The following is a 20,865-nucleotide window of genomic DNA, read 5'->3' as shown; positions in this document are numbered from 1 at the left end:
TTCAATGTTTTTACGTCGCTTCATCTATCTACTATTATTAGGAGTTTTGATGTTTGTACTTGTTTCGGCTTGTAGCAGAAATTTGAATTATAGTGCTACAAGCTTGAAACAGCCAACGCAAAACTGCCGAAAGGTACAACATTTGATGGGAAAGACTTGTATCCCTCTCCGTCCTCAACGAGTCATAACGATATGGTCAAGTTTTTTGGCTGATACACTAGCATTGGGGATTAAACCAATTGCAACGGGATATGATTCTAGTGAGCCTTTTCCAGAATATCTTCGAGACAGAGTAGATGGAGTTGATTTAATTGGAAGCGTAAATGAACCAAACCTCGAAAAGATTTTGCTCCTGAAACCCGACCTAATTTTGGCTGATCCTTACATTCTGAATGTTTATTATAAGCAGATATCAACGATTGCACCTACGGTCATAATAGGGCATCCCGATTTACTCACTCGTCGTTGGGAGCAAGATTTGGTAGACCTTGGCAAGGTCTTAAATAAAGAAGAAGCTGTCAATCAATTAATTAAGGAATATTGGCAGCGGATTGAAAAACTTAAACAAGCCTTGGGTAGCCGTCGTCACCAAATGCAGATTTCAGTTGCCTCGACAAAAGTATTATCTGGAATTTGGTCTTATGGCGAAAAAAGTCCTGTTGGTAGAATTCTTAATGATATTGGGCTAGAACGCCCATCCTCACAAAGGGGGAATTTTTTCTATATAGAAAATATTTCTGAAGAGCGTCTGTCTGATATTGACGGTGATGTTCTCTTCTTCTTATCTTGGGGAAGCAAGAGTGCTAAAGAGAGTTTAGAAAAGCTCCAACAAAAACCTTTGTGGCGACAACTTAAAGCGGTTCAACGAAATCAAGTTTATTTCGTTGACGGATTGCGCTGGCATGAAGGCGATATTTTTGCAATCAATACAATAATTGATGACTTATTTAGATACCTGATCGACCGTCCCAGGTTTTAGCACCTCACCAAATCGCATTGCTCCCTTTGTAGTCTTAGTTAAGAGCTTAAAGGATTAGAACTAAAGTACCCATAACTACTAAACTGCTTCCTAATATCATTTTAAAGTTTAATGGTTCTCCTAGAAAAATAACCGAAAACAATAAAACTAATACCAAGCTTGATTTATCAATTGGTGCAACAAGGGAAGCTTTTCCTGTTTGTAAAGCTTGGAAGTAAAAAATCCATGATAATCCTGTAGATACTCCAGATAATAATAAAAAAATCATCGTTCTTTGGGGAATAGCTAAGATATTAACTACATTTCCTTGAAAAAATACAATTCCCCAAGCAACTACTAAGATGACAACAGTTCGGATTGCTGTTGCTAAATTAGAGTTTACATTTTCTACCCCAATTTTGGCAAAGATAGTTGTTAATGCTGCAAAGCCAGCCGAAAGTAATGCATATATCCACCACGTTATAGTGTTGTTCTCCATCTTGCCTCCTAGTTCACTAGTCAAAATTAGCGGTATTATTTAGGCTCATGTTAGATTAAATTACTCGCTGCAAACTGCGATCGCTTGTCAAAAGAAAGTGCCGTCATACGATTTCTGGTGCTTAGGCGTAGCCTGTCGCAGACATCTTCTGAAACTTAGAAGTTTTTGGGCGTAGGCGTAGCCCGTCGCAGACATCGCCAGCGCTAGAAGCAGACTATTGACCTCAGAATATTTTGCGTTCTTCTAGATGAGCAAGAATATCTGAGCGATCGCGCCACACAGGACGTAACTTTGTGTTAGCGAACATCTATAACTGGTCGCTAATGTGGTGCGATCCAGCTTGACTTGCATTACCATAGCTGGTAAGTACCATTGCCCGTACAGGGTTGGAAAATTCAATCGCAGCCACATAGAAATCACCTGCAACGCCTTGGAACTGACCGTTTGCTTCAGGAGCAAAATCGAGTGTACGAAAAATTCCCAGGCTGCCATCTCCACCATGTTCATAAACCCACTATCTATAGATGTAACGCTTGGGGATTGAGGACTCGGTATTGGGGAAAGACTTGTTGCAAGCTATCACTCAAATCCCCTTGTCCTCTTGTCTCTCCTGCTCCCTACTCCCCACTCCCTACTTTCAAGTCAGATTTAATACCAATTTGAAAAATGATTGTGACGGATGGAAAACTGAAACACTTATCCAATGGATGTTTCACAATCCAAAATCTAAAATCTAAAATCCAAAATGGTATAAGTTGATCTAACAATACCACTTTGTTGAGAAAGTATATCAAAGTTAGAAGGGTATCCTTTATTCCTTTTAAAAATGGGGGAAAGGCTACAAGATCGTGTAATCTATATATTTATCAAGAAAGATTATCAACTCTAATGATTAAAAAGCTCTTAAATATTGAGAGCGTTAATTAAAGTGATGGCAAGATCATGATAGAAGTCACTAGATTGTCACCTAGAGGATTGAAAAAGCCACAAATGTCAGCCTTATTTGGTCTGGTATTGGGACTGTGTATGCTGTTAATTTGTTTGGTGTACAGTGTGACGCTAGGTGCAGTAGAAATACCTCTAGGCAAGATTTTGACATCTTTTATAGCCTTTGATGGTTCCTACGATCACCTAGTCATTCAAACCGTGAGATTACCGCGATCGCTAATTGCGATCCTTGTCGGTTCAGCCCTTGCTGTATCGGGAGCATTGATGCAGGGTTTGACGCGAAACCCCCTAGCAGATCCAGGTATTTTAGGTATTGAGTCAGGAGCCGCCCTTTTTGTCGTTGTCGCAATTTTTATTTTTGGCAGTTCATCCCTAAGTCTTTACGCTCTTGTGGCTTTTCTGGGTGCGGGAGTCACAGCAGTGTTAGTTTACATCCTTGGTTCTCTGGGACGGGGAGGAGCCACTCCACTGAATTTAACGGTAGCTGGCGCGGCGTTAACTGCTCTGATTTCTTCTTTCACCACCGGTATCCTGATTGTTAGTCAACAAACACTCGAAGAAGTTAGATTTTGGTTAGCTGGTTCATTATCTGGTCGAGATTTTAATTTATTCTTACAATTATTGCCTTTTGTCGGTATGGGATTAGTAATAGCTTTTGCCCTTGGCAGACAAATTACCACTATGAGTTTAGGTGAAGATGTCGCCAAAGGCTTGGGTCAACAGACAGCTTGGATCAAAATAATTACCGCTATCAGTGTAGTTTTACTGGCAGGGAGTTCCGTTGCTCTTGCAGGGCCAATCGGCTTCATTGGTTTAGTAGTTCCCCATATAGTGAGATTTTACATTAAAGCCGACTATCGTTGGATATTACCTTATTGTGCAGTTTTGGGGGCAATTTTACTCTTGGTCGCAGATATTGCCGCCCGTATATTGCTCAAACCACAGGAATTACCTGTAGGTGTAATGACAGCAATCGTTGGCGCTCCTTTTTTTGTATATTTGGCTAAGTCAAAGGTGAAGAAATGAAGGTTGATTGGCTAGTCATTCGTTATCAAGGGATATCTTTCCGCATCGACCGACGTGTACCAGTCATACTGTTATGTTTGGCAGTAGCGATTCTAATGGCGATGGTGATGAATATAGGACGGGGTGAATATCCAATCTCGCCTTTTGATATCGTGAAAACTATATTGGGTTTAGATACGGGAAACCCAGACCATCCATTCGTGATTCAAAATCTGCGTCTACCCCGCACTCTTGTAGCTTTTATGGTAGGAATGGCGCTGGCAATTTCTGGCACTATTTTCCAAGGGTTGACACGCAATCCATTGGCTGACCCCGGTATTATCGGTATCAATGCTGGGGCGAGTCTGGCGGCAGTTATAGTAATTGTACTGTTTCCATCAACACCCATTTATACCTTGCCTCTATCAGCTTTTGCTGGTGCTTTGCTGATGGCGATTTTAATTTACTCGCTGGCTTGGAATAACGGTAGTTCCCCGATTCTATTAATTTTAATGGGTGTTGGCTTGTCTGCGATCGCCAGTGCCATAACCAGCTTGATGATTACCTTTGGGGAAATTTATGACGTTAGTAATGCTTTGGTTTGGTTAGCTGGGAGCGTCTACGGCCGGACTTGGGAGCAAGTCTTTTCCTTGTTACCTTGGTTAATTGTTTTTGTCCCAATGGCTTTGACATTAGCAAGGCATTTGAACGCTTTAAATTTAGGAGATGATATCGCCAAAAGTTTAGGTAGTCAAGTGGAATGGCAACGTGCTTTACTCATACTGGTGGGTGTAGCCTTAGCAGGTGCAGGAGTAGCCACAGCTGGAAATATTGGTTTTGTTGGTTTAATCGCACCCCATTTAGGACGACAGTTGGTAGGTGCAACCCATGAAAGCTTGATTCCTATTTCCGCACTCTTGGGGGGAGTGATTGTTGTAATGGCAGACTTGCTAGGAAGAACGCTGTTTGCACCTATCGAACTTCCTTGTGGGGTAGTAACTGCTGCTGTTGGCGCTCCTTATTTTCTTTATTTATTAATTCGTAACCGCAAAAAATAAGGGACTGGGGATTGGTAATTTGGTAAAAACAATATTTTATCAACCCAAAAATCAGGTTTTCATAAATCCAAAATCTAAAATGGTTTCACTTATGAAAGGACTCTCAACCAAAAGTCTGTCTTTAGCTTACGATGGTGCGCTGATTATCCGTGACCTAAATTTGGCAATCCCCGTGAAGAAAAATTAACTAGCCTAAAATCCTCCTGCTCCTGCTTTATTCCAACTACAAATATTTACGCCGACCTACTTAACTACAAACAATAAACAGTCGTGGCAATCACATCCAAATCTTCTCCAGTATCTCAAAATCAGAGAAATTCAGCCCATCCTTTACAACGTTTGCTCAACTATGGTAGCCAATATCACCAACAAATTTTGCAGGCAACATCATTTTCTATCATCAATACAATTTTAGATTTAGCTCCACCCTGGTTAATTGGTATTGCGGTAGATATTCTCGTAGAACAGCAAAATTCTGTATTTGCCAAATTCGGTATAAAAGATATATTTTGGCAATTTTTACTACTTTCATTGATCACTATTATTGTCTGGATACTAGAATCGATTTCTGAGTACGCATATAATAGACTTTGGCGTAATTTAGCCCAAAATATCCAGCATAATTTACGCTTAAATGCCTACAATCATGTACAAGAATTAGATTCAGCTTACTTTGAAGAAAGCAGTACTGGCGGCTTGATGTCAATTTTGAATGATGATATCAACGAGCTAGAAGATTTTTTAAATTATGGAGCCAATGAGATTATCAGTATTATCACTTCACTGATCATTTTAACTAGTGGTGCATTCTTTATTTTACCCCCCTCCATCACCTTTGCCGCAATGTTACCAATGCCATTTATTGTTTGGGGTTCCTTTATTTATCAAAAGCGTCTGGAAGCTCGTTACGCTGAGGTACGGGAAAGGGTAGGCTTTCTCAACTCACGACTAGCAAATAATATTAGTGGTATTACCACAATTAAAAGTTTCACTGCTGAAGCTTATGAAAGCGCTAGATTGGCAGGAGATAGCGAAGCATATAGAAAAAGTAACACGAAAGCAATTAAACTTTCTGCTGCATTTGTGCCCTTAATTAGAATGTTAGTTTTAGCAGGGTTCACAGCTTTATTGTTTTGGGGAGGTATGGCAACATACGCTGGAAAAATATCTATTGGTAGTTACAGTGTTTTACTCGTTTTATTACAGAGATTATTGTGGCCTTTAGTAACATTAGGAGAAATATTTGACAAATATCAAAGGTCAATGGCTTCTACCAATCGGGTAATGAATTTATTAGATACTCCCATCAACATTGCTACGGGAGACAAATTTTTACCTATTGAGAAAGTTCGTGGTGAAATTGATTTTAAAGAAGTTACTTTTGCTTATCAAGATAGAGAGCCAGTAATTAAAAAACTATCCTTACATATCCCCGCAGGTAAAACGATCGCGATTGTTGGTTCTACAGGTTCTGGTAAAAGCACTTTGGTAAAATTATTATTGCGATTATATGATATTTCTTCTGGGACAATTACTATTGATAATATTAATATCCAAAAATTAAATCTAGGTGATTTGCGTCGCAGTATCGGCTTGGTCAGCCAAGACGTATTCTTATTTCATGGTACTATTGCTGAAAATATCGCCTATGGTACTTTTAATGCTACCGATGAACAAATAATCGAAGCTGCGAAAATTGCTGAAGCTGATAATTTTATTCTGCGGCTACCCCAAGGTTATGAGACAATAGTCGGAGAACGGGGTCAAAAATTATCTGGTGGACAACGCCAAAGAATTGCGATCGCTAGAGCTGTTTTAAAGAATCCACCAATTTTGATATTAGATGAAGCCACTTCAGCGGTAGATAATGAAACTGAAGCTGCTATTCAGCGTTCTTTGGAACGTATTACTGTTAATCGAACAACGATAGCCATAGCCCATCGTCTTTCCACTATCCGCAATGCTGATTGTATTTATGTGATGGAATATGGGAAATTAGTTGAGTCGGGAACACATGAAAAATTGTTGGGGAAGAATGGGATTTATGCTAGTTTATGGAACGTGCAGTCGGGGTTAAAATAAAAAGTACAGCGTCTCTGAAAAAGAAGATGTGCGATCGCACTCATTAGACATCTCCAGAAAAGAAAAAAGACCCCTCTCCAAACCTCTCCCCGAAAGGTCAAGAGGCTTTAAAACCCCCCTTCCCTGGTAGGGAAGGGGGGAAGGGGGGTTAGGTCTGGATGCAAATTTGTGGTATTTAAATCTTTTTCGGAGATATCTATTAGATTTGCAATAGCAGAGATGGCATTGTTTGTGGCGAACGGAACAGAAAACCCGGATAAGAAAATAAAACAACCTTCCTTACAATAGAAGAATTAAAAACGAGAAATCCTCGAAATAAACCTGACATCAGACATGATAGTGTCGATAAAAAAAGCTTCAGCTAAACTCTGTACAATAAATTATTAGTCCTTGCTGCATCTCCTTCACCATACCAATAAATGTCAGATCAACCTGCACCAGAAATTGAACTGCTCCGTGCGGCTTACGCAGCCTTCAACGCGCGAGACATTGACGCTGCCCTTGCCCTCATGACTCCAGACGTGGCTTGGCCGAAAGCGTTCAAAGGCGGTTTTGTCCGTGGGTCTGAAGAAGTTCGCGCTTACTGGACGGAACAATGGAGCGAGATCAATCCGCACGTCGAGCCGGTTTCCTTTTACTCGGAGGAGGGCGGACGCATTTTGGTCGATGTGCATCAAGTCGTGCGTGACTTGGATGGAGCAGTTCTTGCCAATGAACACGTGGGTCATCGATTCACCCTTGAACACGGCTTGATTCAAGCTATGGAAGTCTGTCCACTTCCATCGTCCACCCCAAAGGACTAACCACGTAATATTTTTGATTTTATTTTCTTATCCCGGTTTTCTGTTCCATTGCTACTCGCACCCCAAGTCCACAAGCATTTAAATATCGTGTTGAAGTACCCAAATATCGTGTTGAGGTACCCAAATATCGTGTTGAGGTACCCAAATATCGTGTTGAAGTACCTAAATATCGTGTTGAAGTACTTGCATTGCTTTTATAAAAAGTGAAACCAAATTGACGCTGATTAAAATTATTCACACGTTGATACAGGTATTCTTCAACTTTGTGATTTTCTATATGCTTTATGCCGCGTAGGCGTAGCCCGTCGTAGACATCGCAATCTTGTAATTGGGACGATAGCAAATACTATACAGCATAGGTTTTTCCTGCATAGCTATCGCACTGAAGGTTTTGAGTCTGTCAAATTTTAGCTAAAATGTTCTAGTGCCGTAATTTATTAGCGATCGCTCAAGTTCCTCAACGCAACCCATAATATGGCAAAAGATTTGTATCACGAGCAAGTTAAACGCGCTCTTGAAAAAGACGGATGGCAAATAACTCACGATCCATACGAATTGCGTATAGGTGGAGTTGAAATGTATATAGACATTGGGGCGGAACAGATTATTGGTGCCCAAAGGGGAAATGATAAAATTGCGGTTGAGGTGAAAAGTTTTATTAGTCCCTCAAGGATTTCTGATTTTCATTTAGCGCATGGACAGTTTTTAGATTATCGCTATGCTTTAGAAGATAAAGATCCAGAGCGAATTTTATATTTAGCAGTACCTCGTTTTGTTTATCAAACCTTTTTTAACTTAGCTTTTATTAATAGTGTGGTACAACGCAGTCAAATTAAACTTTTAGTTTATGACTTAGAAAAGGAGACGATTGAGCAATGGATAAAGTAGCTCTCTACAGGCAATATATTCAACAACTAATCCAAGCAAAAGCTGATCGCTCGATGAAATCCGCAAAAGATGTTGAGGCTCAACCTATTTTTGATACGGAGCGAGATCACTATCAATTAGTGTATGTGGGTTGGACGCAGAATGATATCAGGGATTATGGATGTTTGCTACATTTGGATATTAAAAATGGCAAGATTTGGATTCAATATGATGGTACGGAAGATGGGATTGCCTATGAGTTATTAAAATTGGGTGTACCATATCAAGATATAGTTTTGGGTTTTCAACCTGCTAGGGTGCGCTCTGATACGGAGTTTGCTATAGGTTAGGTTTAAATATTGATTGATGAATAGCGATCGCTAGTTCAATTTTAATCAAATCAAAAGCGGGTATCATTTCAACTTATGCGATCGCGCTCAGATGACGGGAAGTTTATCGTCTAATATTATAACGAATCAGTGAATCAGTCTCAAAATCAATTACACAGGTTTACGTAGGCGTAGCCCGTCGCAGACATCGCGCCTTGAGATGTAGCTATCGCCAAAATCAAAAAATATCCTCATAGATATCTGTCATCGTTAGCGATAAAAAATTCTATTTTTAACGTGAGTTCGACAAGTCTTATTTGACCTCTCCCCCAACCCCTCTCCGACACGCAGAGGGGAGCAAAAAGCTGAATCTTTCGTTGCTCCTCCCTTTCCGTTTCGGAGAGGGAGGAGCAACGAACTCACGTCTATTTTTACCACAATGAATTGTTGAAACACGACTGAACAAATTAACTAAGTGTTATTTGTTCAGTCGGGGGAGTTTCAAATTGGCTGTTTGCGCCAACTGCGTTTTTTCAGCTTTGTTTGCCAAGACTCCATGTAGGTGTAGAAAACAGGTGTTAAATAAAGTGTGAGAAACTGTGAGAATACTAACCCCCCAACTACTGCTAAACCAAGGGGACGGCGTGTATCTGCTCCGGCTCCCAAACCGAGGGCGATGGGAAGCGTACCCATAAGTGCTGCCATTGTGGTCATCATAATTGGACGGAACCTCACTAAGCAAGCTTCATAGATAGCTTCATAGGGCGTTTTACCGTTTTGACGGGCAATAATCGCAAAGTCAACCATCATGATCCCGTTTTTCTTCACGATGCCAACTAGCAGGATAATGCCCACGAAGGCGTAAATATTCAAGTCAACTTGAAACAGCAACAGGGTCAGTATTGCCCCAAATCCAGCGGAGGGTAAGCTAGAAAGGATTGTCAGTGGGTGAATGAAGTTCTCGTAGAGAATCCCCAGCACGATATAAATCACCAAGATGGCAACTAGCAGTAGCAATCCTAAACCCTGAATTGAAGATTGAAATGCTTGCGCTGAACCTTGGAAACCTGTACTAATAGTAGGTGGCAGGGTTTGACGGGCGAGTTCCTCAATTTTGCCAGTGACGTTACCGAGTGATACTCCTGGTTTGAGGTTAAAAGAGAAGGTGACAGATGCTAGTTGCCCTTTGTGGTTAATAGTCAGCGGCCCCACATCTTTGCTCAAGGTAGCTACAGCGTTAAGAGGTACAAGTTGTCCACTAGGGGCGCGAACTGAGAGTAAATCTAAAGCATTGGCATTTTGCTGATATTTTGGTTCCACGCCCATAATTACTTGATACTGGCTATCGGGGGCGTAGATGGTAGAAACTTGGCGAGTGCCATAAGCATTACTCAGAGCAGTTTCGATTTGATTGGCGGTCAAACCTAGAGCCGAAGCTTGGTCGCGGTTGATGTCTACTTTTATTTGGGGATTCTTGATTTGCAAATCACTGTTAACATCTTGTAAATCTGATAGCGATCGCAATTTCTCTTCTAAAGCTGGAGCATACTGGTAAAGTTCTTGAATATTGGGAGTTTGCAGAGTAAATTGATACTGTGCTTTTGTCTGTTGTCCACCGACATTAATAGCTGGGGGATTTTGCAAGAAAACCTTGATTCCAGGCACAACTGACAACTTCGGTCGGAGTTCCTGCACAACTTCATCAGCACTGAGATGGCGCTCATGGCGAGGCTTGAGTTCGATTAAAATTCGTCCTGCGTTGGCGGAAGCATTTGGCCCACCAGCCCCGACACTAGAGTTGATGGAATCGACATTCGGATCGCGGTAAGCGATCGCAGCTACAGCCTGTTGATGTTTTACCATCTCATCAAAGGATATATCCTCTGATGCCTGAGTAGTTGCCGTAATTTGTCCAACATCTGCGTTGGGAACAAACCCTTTAGGCACAATGATAAATAGATACACTGTCGCTACAAGAATCGCTCCCGAAATCACCATCGTCGTGCGGTGATACTTGAGTGATTTCTTCAAACTCCAATCGTATCCGCCCAATATCACATTAAAAATGTTTTCTGAAAAGTTATAAAGACGACGGTTGAAATTTTTGATTCGGGACTGGAGACTAGGGGCTGGGGAAGATGGAGCCTCCTCTGGCAATAAGGGATTGGGATCTGGAGACTGAGAATTAAGAATTTCTTCCATGCTCATCTGCTCCCCTGCCCCCTCACTCTCTTCCTCATGATGAGGTGGACTCAAGAATCTGGAACACAGCATTGGCGTTAAGCTGAGGGAAATTACGCCAGATACCAAGATTGCAACGCTGATAGTAACAGCAAACTCGCGGAATAATCGCCCCAGAATACCTTCCATGAACAGTATCGGGATAAATACTGCTACTAAAGAAATGGTCATAGATAAAATTGTGAAACCAATTTCTTTAGAACCATTTAGGGCTGCTTCCATCCGGCTTTCACCCATTTCCATGTGGCGGACAATGTTCTCCAGCATAACTACGGCATCATCAACCACGAAACCTACTGATAGGGTTAACGCCATCAGCGACAGGTTATCGAGGGAGAAGCCGAGCAACACCATGACTCCAAAAGTCGCTACTATCGAAAGCGGCACTGCCAAACTGGGAATGACTGTTGCAGAGATATTGCGGAGAAACAGAAAGATTACCAGCACCACCAGAGCGATGGTGAGCAACAGCGTGAATTGTACATCATCCACCGACTCCCGAATTGACTGAGAGCGATCGTAGAGAATATCCATGTTCACAGCCGCCGGAATCTGTGTCCGAAAGGTGGGTAACAGTTTCTTGATTGCATCTACTACTTGAACAGTATTAGTTCCCGGTTGGCGCTGAATTGCCAAAACGATCGCTCGCACACCAGAATTTTGAATTTTAGATGGGGACTTCTCCCCTGCTCCCCTGCTCCCCTGCTCCCCTGCTCCCCTGCTCCCCTGCTCCCCTGCTCCCTTACTCTCCTTCTTGACAGGAAAATACCAACTGGCAATCTTATCATTTTCCACGCTGTCCAGAACTTGACCTAGTTCACCTAACTGCACTGGTGCGCCGTTTTGATAAGCCACATTCAGGGAACGATAGCTGGCAGCATCATTAAGTTGACCGTTTGCTTGGATGGTAGAATTCTGCTGTTGACCGTAAAGTGTCCCAGTAGGTAGATTGACATTTCCATTAGCGATCGCATCAGCTACTTCATCAATTCCTATTCCCTTTACACTCAGCGATTCGGGGTCAAGCTGAATTCGTACCGCGTACTTTTGAGAACCAAAAACCTGCACTTGCGCCACCCCATCTACCATTGATAGACGTTGTGCCAGCAATGTCTCAGCATACTTGTCTACAGTTGACAAGGGCAGAATAGAAGAATTCAGGGAGATATAAAGAACTGGTTGATCCGCCGGATTTACCTTTCGGTAAGATGGCGGATTAGGCATATTAGTCGGTAACTGCTTCGCTCCCTTAGAAATAGCAGACTGCACATCCTGGGCTGCGCCGTCGATGTCCCGATTGAGGTCAAATTGCAGCGTCAGCTGTGTAGTACCCAAAGAACTGGTAGAGTTCATCGAACTCAATCCCGCTATGCTAGAAAACTGCTGTTCTAAGGGAGTTGCGACTGAGGCAGCCATTGTTTCAGGGCTAGCTCCGGGCAGGTTCGCTGTTACCTGAAGTGTTGGATAATCTACATTGGGTAAGTCGCTAACGGGTAGCTGTTGGTAAGCGATCAGCCCAAATATCAAAATGCCAACCATAACTAGAGTCGTCATGATTGGACGCCGGATAAATAGCTCGGAAATGTTCATCTTAGTAGTTGGTCATTTGTCATTTGTCATCTTTTCCATCACCTCTGCCCCTCTGCGCCTCTGCTCCCCTGCTCCCCTGCCCCTCTACTTCCTACTTCCGGTTTCACTTGGACTGTTGCAGCAGGCACTAGGTTGAATTGTCCATCAGTAACTACTTGCTCACCTGGTTTCACCCCTTGCTTAATTACCGTTTCATTCCCAACGGTATCGCCGACGGTAATTAAACGCATTTCTGCTGTTTTGTCAGGTTTAACTACATACACAAACTGCCCCTGTTGTCCACTCTGTACCGCCTGAGAAGGCACAGTAATGGCATTTGGTTCTTCGCTGAGTTTGAGTACTACATTGACAAACTGCCCCGGAAATAGCCGCTCATCAGCATTGGCAAAAGTACCCTTAAGTTGAATTGTGCCTGTTTGGGTATTGACTCCACTATCAACAAAAGTTAGTTCGCCCCGTACCGGATGCCCTGCATCTTTAGGAGGTAAAGCATCGACTTCTAACTTGCCGTTATTGGCACTGTATTTTTTGATATCTGGCAGCAATCGCTGGGGAATAGAAAAGTTGACGTAAATCGGGCGAATTTGGCTGATTGTAATTAGCGGATCGGTAGCATTCGCCTGTACCAAGTTGCCTTGATTTAGCTTCAGGCTACCTGTGCGTCCGGCAATTGGTGAGTAGATGGAACTATAAGAAAGCTGAACTTTGGCATTGTCGATCGCAGCTTCATCTGATGCCACTACTGCCTGGGCATTTTGGACATCTGCTTGGGCTGCCGCCACTGCTGCTTGAGCATTTGCCACACCACCTCGATCTGCGTTCACCGTCGCTTGTTGAGCATCAGCACTGGTTTGATACTGTTCGGCCTGTTCTTTACTGATTGCCCCTTGCTTAAGCAAACTACTATAACGTTGCGCTTGTGCATCTGCATTTGTTGCCTGGGCTTTATCCTTGACTACATTCGCTTTTGCCTGGTTTACTTGAGCGATCGCTTTGAGGACATTTGCCTGTGCCTGTTTCACTTGGGCTAAATCTTTCGCTTTGGCAGCATTAGCTTGCATCAGCGCAGCTTGTAAAGGACGAGAATCAATTTTAAATAACAAGTCTCCTTTTTTAACGTTCTGTCCTTGCTGAAAATAGACACCAGTAAGCTGACCGCCCACCTGAGACTTGACAGATACTATAGAATATGCTTCCACCGTTCCCGTCGCTGATAGCTGTATTGGAATCGTTTTTTGAGTCGCAGTAGCAACCACCACTGGCACAGCTCGTTTTTTTCCTGCTTCTTTGCCACTTGATTGGGCTTCGGAAGCATTACAGGCACTACACAAGTAGGCTAGACTTAATATAAGTAGCGAGAACCGCCCTCTTTGAATCATGCTCTGAAAACGAGGAACAGTTTCAGCAGCCAAAGACGAAGGCTTTATCGTCTGAACAGGAGCTAAACAGCGCATATCAACAATCTGGGGGAAAGGGGAAGCACAGACACATACTAGCTTGTCTTTAGACATCGCATCTTCCGCAAAATGGTTGGTTGCGATTGATTCTAATTAGATAAGCGCAATATTAGTTAAACTAAACATTAGTGTACTAATAATTTATTTTTTAGCCTACCCCTTTTGGAGAGAAATTGTTTTAAGCCGTTGTGCCTTTATTGATTTTTGATCTTATAGACTTCTTGGCATTGTGGGGAAAAGGGTAAAGGTATGGAATTTTCCCAAACCCAGTAACCTTTAACATGCACCCCAGCCCCCTCAACTCCCCCTCTTCTCTTGCCGTTCTTTGAGTTTCAGCATAATTTCAGCGTGCATCTCGCGGGTAATTGGGTAAAAATACGTTAAAACTAAGCCAAAAATCAAACAAACTGTCGGTATGGGGCCAACGGCAACGCGAATAGCAAACAGTGCTGATTCCGGTTGGATGGGTAGTGGACTTCCGGCTACAGATTCTTTGAAACCCGATACTTGCAAAGAATTTCCCACCAAAAATAGCCCCAAAGCTAAACCAAATTTTTGCAGCAAAACCATGAAGCCATAAAAAATGCCTTCTCTGCGTTGTCCGGTTTGCAGTTCATCTAATTCAATCACATCTGGAATCATTGACCAGGGAATTAGATAAGCTGTGGATACACCAATACCTGCCATCACAGCCATCACATACATCAAAACTATTTGACCAGGCTGTAAGAAAAATAGTCCGGCGGCGGCTATAATCCACAAACTCATTCCCAGAAAATAAACAACTTTTTTGCCGATTTTTTTACTCAACGCTCCCCAGACAAATAGCATCAACAAAGCAGTTCCTTGGACTGCAATCATGACTGTGGGGACATCTGATTCTTTGAGTCCCATACAATTGACTACAAAATAGGGAATAATGCTGGCTGTTACCTGCACACCTAGCCAAGAACAAAGATATATACCAATAACAAATAAAAAAGGTCGGTTGCTAAAGACAATTTTTAGCTGTTCAAAGAAAGGGAGAGATGCAGGTTCCTCGGTTTGGCTGCGTTTAGCCTCAAAAGCTAAGATGCGATCGCGGACTCCAAAAACGCACCAATATAATCCTAAAATTGAAATTACAGTAGAAACTGCTGCTAAAACAAGATATTGTTGTTTGCGATCGGCAATCAGCGAAAAAACAATTTGCGTTAAAATCAACGATAAAATACTGCCACCAATAGAAAATGTAAAGCGATAGCTGTTAAGGCTGGTGCGTTCGTCATAATCTTGAGTTAATTCTGGAGTCATCGCCGTATAAGGCAAATTCACAACCGTGTAAAACGCCTGAGATATCACCCCAATGACTACGTAATACCAAAATAATGGCCAAATATTCTCACTCTGATTTGCACTAAATTGCGGTACAATCCACTGCAAGAAAAAGAAAATTCCAAAGGGGATTGCCCCATAAAACATCCAAGGAAGACGACGCCCCCAACGACGAGATTTCGTTTTATCAGTCAGAAAGCCGACAAACGGATCGTTTATGCCATCCCAGATTTTGCCAATCATCAAAATACTGCCCGCTAGACCCGCAGGGATACCAGCAACATTCGTGAAGAAAACCAGCAGAAAAAAGACGGAGATATTTGCGGTGATTGCTGGCCCTAAATCTCCTGCACCGTAAGCCAGCTTTGTTTTTAAGTCGAGTTTTTCACTGAGAATATCTCGTTTGGCACCGCCATCAGCAGCAGAATCATTCATAAAACTTTGCACTCATACTAAAATAAAAAATCTGCGACGCCCAATAGCCCGTCGTAGACATCGCCTTCAATACAGTCATCTACCACTCCCGTTAGACTTATGCCAGACCTTTATGTTTCTTGGTCAGATTATCACCAAAAAATTGAACAACTGGCTATTCAGATTTATCAATCAGGTTGGGAATTCAACCAGATTATCTGTCTTGCCAGAGGAGGATTAAGAGTTGGAGATATTCTCTCCCGGATATACCAGCAACCACTGGCAATTTTAGCAACCTCATCTTACAGTGGTCCTGGCAAGCAAGAAAGAAATAATCTAATTTTCTCCCGCCACTTGACAATGACTGCCGAAAAGTTAGGTTCGCGCATTCTCCTAGTGGATGATTTGGTAGACTCTGGGGTAACACTCCAACAGACTATACCTTGGCTCAAGCAAAATATTGATTTTCCCATTGAGGAAATTCGCACCGCCGTTCTTTGGTATAAAGCTTGTTCAGTTATAGCACCCGATTATTATGTTGATTATCTGCCTGACAACCCGTGGATTCACCAACCCTTTGAACACTACGAGCAGATAAACCCCGCAGAACTTGCGGCTAAAGCAAGTCAACTGTGTTAAAAAAGACATAGACTCATATTCACCAGCTTCTAGCTGCTCTTTACTTCTGCTCAAGTACACATTGAAACCTCTAAACAGTCTATATTCTGTTTTAGGAGCATTGTTAGTCTTTGATATGTACTCTTGTTCTTCAGGCGTGAATAGATAACGTCTTGAATGCCAGGTATTGAGGAAAGGGATAGCTTTCTGCTCATAGTCATGGAACGGAGCTTTCTGATCTAAATTTTTTGTGATTTCTATCTATGGAAGAAACAGTCCACGACAACTTTTTCAAGAACTTTACTGTAGTTACAGCAACTATATCTGCCGCAGACTATCTTCCTGAAACATCAGGTATTTATGCCTTGTATCATGCATTTGATTTTTTAGAAAATAAATTATCTGATCATATAGATACTCGTATGAAAAATACGGTATTTAAAACAAAGTTTTCTGAGAAAGATAATAGAAGTAAGTTCATTGTCGATACTTGTGGAGAGTCAATTGGTTTGTCTCCAAAAATGGATCAATTTATTAAAGCTGTTTCTCAGCCTAAAGAGCGAAGAATATTAAAAAATCTTCTAATCTCATGTAGCATTCTCCAACGCCCAGATTACATTGGCACTGCAAGCAACTTAAGAGATAGATTCATTCAGCATTTGGAGCGAGATGATGGATTTTTCTCAAAGTACGCAAACTTAAGACCCAATGATGAATTTTTGTTCGTATTTTTACCTTGCCCAAAAAACATTTCTAGAGAGTTGGAAAGCCTGTTAATTCAGCTATGTCAGCCTAAATTTAATACACAGAGGAGTTAAAAATGGAATTAGATAACCAGTCTCCAGAGACTATTGAATATAAGGCAATTAGTGGTGAGTTTGGTGAGGTAAGGTACTTCATAACAACTCTTGAGCAAAGTGATGCAGTTGAAAATATTAGATTTGCTGATGAAATTCAAGGCAGTTGGAGCTTCTCTGAACGAGTTCAAAGAAAACTAGATGAAAACAGAGCGAATACAGAAATATTTTCTTACCTAGCACAGGGTGGAATTCGCTTTTTTAATTCAATTGTAGTTGTACTTTTACCCAACTCAAATGACCAAAGAGAGTTTTGGGACTTCTCTACAGTTAGTAGTCAGGGGAAAACTGTCGAAAAATGGGTCAATTTAAAGCTATATAAAAATGTAGCTAGAATTGTAATTGATGGTCAACATAGACTTCTTTCATTAAGAAGATATTGGAACGCCCATACTGGAAAAGAGCCTTTAAACTCTCAACAAATAAAAGAAAATTTTAGTTGTTCAGAAACTTTTGACATACCAGTTGTTTATCTAGTGTTTGGCAATCTAGGCAGAGTTGGCCATTCAGACTTAAGCGAAACTGTAAGAGATGAGATCATTAAAGCAACTCGTAATATCTTTACAGTGATAAACAAGACTGCAAAATCAATTGATAAACAAACTCAGCTATTGCTTGATGATAGTAAAATATCAGCATTAATTCCTAGAAAGCTTTTAGAGGAAGGAGTGCTTGAAGATAGATTCGTTAAATGGTCTTCCACAGCAAGAAGCCTAAACCAATCAGAACCTTACTTAACGACTCTAGATTTGGTTAGTCAATGTACTATTGAACTATTAAAAGATTATCCTAAGCAAGCTTTAAAGAAATCATTTAATTCACCAACTGAGCGTAATATTGCTTTGGAGACTTATTATGAGTCTCATCCTAAACTTCCAGAAATAGGTACAAAAGAATTGCTTAAGTGGTTTTTCACTGAACTTCAGCCATTCAAAGATTGGGTATCACAGATTAGTCACGTAGGTATAGATATTCCTATTCAACCAGAGCAATCTCGATTAAACGCAAGTCAAAAAGCAAGTATAAAAAAATTACGAGATTCCAGCATTCTTTATACTCTTTTAGGACAAAAAATTCTTTTTTTTGCTGTTTCAAGGTTCTTACTTAAGATAAGAATAGAGTATCGTATTCCAGCAATTCTTAATGCGATATCGCTTAGTATTACTAAAATGGATAAAGATGGTTTTTTCAGTCGAGATCAATCTCATTGGTCTAATGTTCTAGTACGCCCAAATCAAAACCTAACCATTATCACTACAGGATCTGGAGTTGAAAGATGTATTGATCTTGTCAGAATGATATTGCTTGATTCTTCTGATGGGGTGAGAGATTTGATAAAACGTACTAAAGATGATGTCAGTAATGAGGTTAACTGGAATGAAAATTTGATTTCCACTTGGAGAAAAGATTTTCATGTAGAATTACCTAAAGTTGATTTTATTGATGAGCAGATAAAGGAATCTTCTGAATCAGATGACTCCTTTGCTGAAGTTCGAGATTTGCTTGACTCTTCTGAGGAGGACGAAGAGGAATCTGATGAAATTGAAGATGATGAGGATATTTTTAAAGAAACTGAAGAAGTAAAAGACTAAAATTTAATGACCTGCAACATTAATAGCTAAAATTAGTTAAGTTTTTGATATCTCCCCAAACTTAGGACTCCACCACCCTTTTGGTGTACTGAAATAAGCCACATCTTTATGTTTAGTATCCTTACGGGATTGTGAGTCAGAACATCGTAACATTGTCTTACTCTGCCCCTCTTTGATATAACTGTACTCCTCTAGAGGTTTCTTACATATTGGGCAGGGATATGCTGTCATCTTGACGGGAGGTTTTTGTTGATTCTCAGCTTGGACTGCTTTAGTTTGTGGTGGCTGCCAAGTTTTATTAAAGTCGCTCCAAAATAGCACGACATCACAGCCTTTTGTGCATTTGAGGAAATATTTCTTTTTAACCTTAGTACTCGGAATTTTGGCGAGAAAATTTTTGCACTCAGGGCATCGCGTTTTAGAAGTTTCATATTTGCACTCAGTTATCACATTAGCTTTACCTTTTGGGGAACTCGCAACTACAGTTTTAGCTTTGGAGAGCGCTGGTATAAAGTAATTCTGATTCCAACTAGTTAAATAATGCTGCCAAGAATTCTTTCCTTCAGAAATTGCATCAAGAGCATCCTCCATTTTTGCTGTGAATTCCGCTTCTAGTAAATCCGGCAGTGCTTTGAGCAAAAACGCATCAACTTCTAACCCTAACGCTGTCGGTTGCAGATGGTCTTTTTTCAACTCGACATAATTTCGTTTTTTTAAAGTAGCAACAGTAGGAGCATAAGTACTTGGGCGACCAATTCCTTTACGTTCCATCAGTTGCACCAATTTTGGTTCACTGTAACGGGGTGGTGGCTGCGTCTGCTTCTTTTCATGTCCAGCATTCTCCAGTTTTAATGCTTGTCCCTGTTGTAATGAAGGTAAAACACTATCCTTGCTGAGATTGTTCCAGTACCGAGCATAACCGTAAAATTCAATTACTTGCCCTCTGGCTGACCACAGTAGAGAACCAGACCGAGTAATAACCAAAGTTTTACGCAATTGGGCAGCACGACACTGAGAAGCAATTGACCGTTTCCAAATCATCACATACAGATTAAACTCATCATCAGGAAGTTCTAAGCGCAATTGAACTGAGGGACGAAACACATCAGTTGGACGAATGGCTTCATGTGCTTCTTGAGCCGATTTGCTACTACGATGCTTGGCGACTTGCTGCGGTACATTCGGCGGATCATTTTGCTCCAACCATTTACGGGCGCTGGCACAAAATTCTGGACTCAGCATTACTGAATCTGTTCGCATATATGTTATCAGCCCTGCCTCATAAAGCTTTTGGGCAACAATCATGGTTTTGTCGGGAGCAAACCTCAACTTTGAACCGGCTGCTTGCTGAAGGCTGGAGGTTGTAAATGGTGGCGGTGGCTGGCGGTTAACAATTTTTCCTTCATAATGAATCACCTGATGAGGATGTCGCTGTGCTTCTTCAACTAAACGTGTAGCCTCTGCTTCCGAAAGAACGCGCTTAGACTCCGGTGTTTCTGGACTATTACCTACCTTTGCGTCATCGTGAGTTTCAGTTTCTTGCTCTGCCGCATCTTTCGCAGAATCAATCGTCCCTTTGTAAAAAGCCCGAAATCCTTCAGCATAATCTACCCAAACACTCCAGTAATCTTGGGGGACAAAAGCCAGAATTTCGTTTTCTCGCTGACAAATCAAGTGCAACGTCGCGCTTTGAACTCTGCCAACACTCTTAGCGCCGTTATTCAATGCCCAAACTAAAGGGCTACCTTTATAACCCACCAGCTTATCTAGGCAATCTCGGCACAGTCCAGCACCAATTAAGTTTTGGTCTAGCTTTCTAGGATTAGCGATCGCACTCTGCACCGCCGATGCTGTAATCTCAGTATAAATTACTCGTTTCGGTTCCCTTAAACCCAGCGTTTCTTTGAGATGCCAAGCAATTGTTTCGCCTTCCCGGTCTGGGTCAGTTGCTAAGACAACCTCATCAACCTGCCTCACCGCAGACTTGAGCTTCTGGATTGTTTCTTTCGCTCGTTGGTCACGCGGAACGTAATTGCATCGGACATTACTGCCGTCCATGACAAAGCCCAAGGAATCGTCCCCTTCATTGCTGAGTTCTCGGATGTGACCACAACTAGCTAAAACTTTCCAATCCGAACCCAGAATTTGACTGAGTTTTTTGACTTTTCCGGGAGATTCTACTACAAGCAGGCGTTTGATCATAGCAACTGCGTTCTAGATTTTGAGTAATAAA

15 protein-coding genes and 2 pseudogenes are annotated in these 20,865 nt (G+C 41.5%); 11 read left to right on the top strand and 6 right to left on the bottom strand.

The window, feature by feature from the left end:
• Positions 1 to 4: 4 nt before the first annotated feature.
• A complete protein-coding gene (locus HWQ42_RS09975) occupies positions 5 to 979 on the top strand; it encodes an iron-siderophore ABC transporter substrate-binding protein (RefSeq protein ID WP_334812470.1) in 975 nt (324 codons plus the stop codon).
• Positions 980 to 1,025: 46 nt separating this feature from the next.
• On the opposite strand, the gene HWQ42_RS09970 is transcribed toward HWQ42_RS09975, so the two are convergent.
• Together HWQ42_RS09970 and HWQ42_RS09965 are read right to left on the bottom strand one after the other, a co-directional pair.
• Complete coding sequence (locus HWQ42_RS09970; RefSeq protein ID WP_292811440.1) at positions 1,026 to 1,457, bottom strand: EamA family transporter; 432 nt, start codon at positions 1,455 to 1,457, stop codon at positions 1,026 to 1,028.
• A 223-nt stretch (positions 1,458 to 1,680) separates the two neighbouring features.
• Positions 1,681 to 1,959 (bottom strand): annotated as a pseudogene (locus tag HWQ42_RS09965) (penicillin acylase family protein); the annotation flags it as partial.
• A 440-nt stretch (positions 1,960 to 2,399) separates the two neighbouring features.
• Here HWQ42_RS09965 and HWQ42_RS09960 point away from each other — a divergent pair.
• From HWQ42_RS09960 to HWQ42_RS09930, 7 genes and pseudogenes are all read left to right on the top strand, one after another.
• On the top strand, positions 2,400 to 3,431 hold the full coding sequence (locus tag HWQ42_RS09960) for an iron ABC transporter permease (RefSeq protein WP_292811438.1): 1,032 nt from the start codon (positions 2,400 to 2,402) through the stop codon (positions 3,429 to 3,431).
• Positions 3,428 to 4,468 (top strand): iron ABC transporter permease, encoded by a 1,041-nt coding sequence (locus tag HWQ42_RS09955; protein ID WP_292811436.1) that lies wholly within the window; start codon positions 3,428 to 3,430, stop codon positions 4,466 to 4,468. The genes HWQ42_RS09960 and HWQ42_RS09955 overlap by 4 nt, the downstream gene beginning before the upstream one ends.
• A gap of 91 nt (positions 4,469 to 4,559) precedes the next feature.
• A pseudogene (locus tag HWQ42_RS09950) lies at positions 4,560 to 4,640 on the top strand (cobalamin/Fe(3+)-siderophore ABC transporter ATP-binding protein); the annotation flags it as partial.
• 98 nt (positions 4,641 to 4,738) lie between these two features.
• A complete protein-coding gene (locus HWQ42_RS09945) occupies positions 4,739 to 6,550 on the top strand; it encodes an ABC transporter ATP-binding protein (protein WP_292811434.1) in 1,812 nt (603 codons plus the stop codon).
• Positions 6,551 to 6,969: 419 nt separating this feature from the next.
• Positions 6,970 to 7,353 carry a nuclear transport factor 2 family protein gene (locus HWQ42_RS09940; protein ID WP_292811432.1) on the top strand — a complete coding sequence of 128 codons (384 nt, stop codon included), beginning with the start codon at positions 6,970 to 6,972 and terminating at the stop codon, positions 7,351 to 7,353.
• A gap of 474 nt (positions 7,354 to 7,827) precedes the next feature.
• Positions 7,828 to 8,241: a XisH family protein gene (locus tag HWQ42_RS09935; RefSeq protein ID WP_292811429.1), complete on the top strand. Its 414-nt coding sequence runs from the start codon at positions 7,828 to 7,830 to the stop codon at positions 8,239 to 8,241.
• Entirely contained in the window at positions 8,229 to 8,570 is a 342-nt protein-coding gene (locus tag HWQ42_RS09930) for a XisI protein (RefSeq protein WP_292811427.1), read from the top strand. Before HWQ42_RS09935 ends, HWQ42_RS09930 begins: the two co-directional genes overlap by 13 nt.
• Positions 8,571 to 9,050: 480 nt before the next feature.
• Here HWQ42_RS09930 and HWQ42_RS09925 read toward each other — a convergent pair whose 3' ends face one another.
• The 3 genes from HWQ42_RS09925 to HWQ42_RS09915 all read right to left on the bottom strand — a co-directional run bounded on the left by HWQ42_RS09925 (position 9,051) and on the right by HWQ42_RS09915 (position 15,586).
• Positions 9,051 to 12,380 carry an efflux RND transporter permease subunit gene (locus tag HWQ42_RS09925; protein WP_292811424.1) on the bottom strand — a complete coding sequence of 1,110 codons (3,330 nt, stop codon included), beginning with the start codon at positions 12,378 to 12,380 and terminating at the stop codon, positions 9,051 to 9,053.
• 38 nt (positions 12,381 to 12,418) lie between these two features.
• Positions 12,419 to 13,891, bottom strand: coding sequence for an efflux RND transporter periplasmic adaptor subunit (locus HWQ42_RS09920; protein ID WP_292811422.1), 1,473 nt, complete (start codon positions 13,889 to 13,891; stop codon positions 12,419 to 12,421).
• 243 nt (positions 13,892 to 14,134) lie between these two features.
• Positions 14,135 to 15,586, bottom strand: a complete 1,452-nt coding sequence (locus tag HWQ42_RS09915) for an MFS transporter (RefSeq protein WP_292811420.1) — start codon at positions 15,584 to 15,586, stop codon at positions 14,135 to 14,137.
• 99 nt (positions 15,587 to 15,685) lie between these two features.
• Between HWQ42_RS09915 and HWQ42_RS09910 the strand changes: the two genes are divergently transcribed.
• From HWQ42_RS09910 to HWQ42_RS09900, 3 genes are all read left to right on the top strand, one after another.
• Positions 15,686 to 16,204, top strand: a complete 519-nt coding sequence (locus tag HWQ42_RS09910; protein WP_292811417.1) for a phosphoribosyltransferase — start codon at positions 15,686 to 15,688, stop codon at positions 16,202 to 16,204.
• A gap of 242 nt (positions 16,205 to 16,446) precedes the next feature.
• The gene (locus HWQ42_RS09905; protein ID WP_292735986.1) at positions 16,447 to 17,001 is read left to right on the top strand and encodes a GIY-YIG nuclease family protein; all 555 of its coding nucleotides are present in this window, start codon (positions 16,447 to 16,449) and stop codon (positions 16,999 to 17,001) included.
• A 2-nt stretch (positions 17,002 to 17,003) separates the two neighbouring features.
• Positions 17,004 to 18,632, top strand: coding sequence for a DNA sulfur modification protein DndB (locus HWQ42_RS09900; protein ID WP_292735984.1), 1,629 nt, complete (start codon positions 17,004 to 17,006; stop codon positions 18,630 to 18,632).
• Between the two features lie 36 nt (positions 18,633 to 18,668).
• Here the strand turns inward: HWQ42_RS09900 and topA are convergent, their stop codons facing one another.
• Positions 18,669 to 20,834 carry a type I DNA topoisomerase gene (gene topA / locus HWQ42_RS09895; RefSeq protein WP_292811415.1) on the bottom strand — a complete coding sequence of 722 codons (2,166 nt, stop codon included), beginning with the start codon at positions 20,832 to 20,834 and terminating at the stop codon, positions 18,669 to 18,671.
• Positions 20,835 to 20,865 lie beyond the last annotated feature (31 nt).

The organism is Nostoc sp. JL23 (genome assembly GCF_017115065.1).
Lineage (GTDB): Bacteria > Cyanobacteriota > Cyanobacteriia > Cyanobacteriales > Nostocaceae > Nostoc > Nostoc punctiforme_A.
This window is presented reverse-complemented; position numbering and strand designations above follow the sequence as displayed.